Annotated in this window: 1 protein-coding gene; it reads left to right on the top strand. The window is 63.6% G+C overall.

Features of this window, described 5'->3' with window-relative positions; translation table 11 throughout:
• The first annotated feature begins 433 nt into the window (after positions 1–433).
• Positions 434–931 carry a DUF309 domain-containing protein gene (locus tag AC07FN_RS45900; protein WP_478401385.1) on the top strand — a complete coding sequence of 166 codons (498 nt, stop codon included), beginning with the start codon at positions 434–436 and terminating at the stop codon, positions 929–931.
• The last annotated feature ends 346 nt before the right edge of the window (positions 932–1277 follow it).

Raw genomic sequence — 1277 nt, 5'->3', positions numbered from 1 at the left:
TGGCTCAGTTCCAGCAAGGCCAGTTTCGGTCCACGACCATCGCCCATACCACACCCTAACAACCTGACAATGAATCAACGACTCACGACACTAGGTCGAGTTTGACGAGCGTCTTTCGCACTGCTGAACTCCGCCTGTTCCAGAACTTCCGGCAGGGCTCAGGACTACGAACGTCCTTGAGTTGGACCATGCATTCCTTCGGGGCTGTCGCGCCATCGCCCCTTCGGTTCACCGACCATCTCAATCGATTCACCACACCCGTAGTACACGCCCGTTGAGGGCATAAGTCAATGGACCGAGAGCCATCTGAGCTGCTGAAACCTGGTGCAGACCCCGTTGCTACACACGCCGCCGCAAGCAGCGTGTCTGGAGGACGTCGAACGAGACGCCTTCGTCCGGTTCAGGACGGCCGGCATGGCGGACAATGAGGGCCATGCGTCAGCGTGACCGGGATCCGCAAGGTCGAGCCCGCAACGCCCGCCCTCGTGACGGACTCGGCCGCCCGCTACCCTACGGCAGTCCTGGGGTGGAGTGCATGGACGAGGGCATGGTGCTCGCCCCGATGGAGAGCCTGGCCCAGGCCCAGCGGCTGCTCGACGATGCCCGCCCGTTCCACGCCCACGAAGTACTCGAAGCTGCCTGGAAGAACGCTCCCGGCGCCGAACGCGCGCTGTGGAAAGGGCTCGCCCAACTCGCGGTGGGCCTCACTCACCTGCGTCGAGGCAACGGTACTGGCGCTGCGGCACTACTTCGCCGGGCGCACGACCACATCCAGCCCTACATCCAGCAGCCCCCGTACTCGGTGGCCGCGGAGCAGCTCACCCACTACGCCACCGACCTTGCCACCCGGATCGAACGAGACGGCCCGGACGCCATCGCATCCGAGCAGCTGTCCCCGCAACTGCGCACCATCAGGGCACCGAAGGGTTGACCACCTCGCGCGCAGAGCAGTCCGAGAATCCAACGTCACCGAACTGCACGAGACCCGGTTGCCAACAAATTGCCAACTTTGCTCAGCGCCCTAGTTCGCCCGCGAAGCCCAACGCGTCAGCGCTCACGCGGGACTCCTGCCCCGGCCGAACTCATCAGTCGGCGGCTGGGTCGGTAGGTGCACAACCTCGAAAAGCCCATGCCTCACCCGATATCGGGAAGCAGGAGCCGTGTAGTTAGCGAGCCTCCGTCCTAAGAGCCTGTTCCTGAACTGATCTTGGTGGCCGGGGTGGATGCGGAGACCAGAAGGGACTCCTGGTAGATCGGTTGGTGTCTAGTCATCCGTT

This window comes from Saccharopolyspora sp. NPDC045941, from assembly GCF_056431445.1.
The sequence above is the reverse complement of the archived record's forward strand: the minus strand, read 5'-3'. Positions and strand labels throughout refer to the sequence as shown.

Coding starts and splice junctions, on each gene's coding strand:
- AC07FN_RS45900 (WP_478401385.1), top strand. CDS start 434: ATGCGTCAGCGTGACCGGGATCCGCAAGGTCGAGCCCGCAACGCCCGC.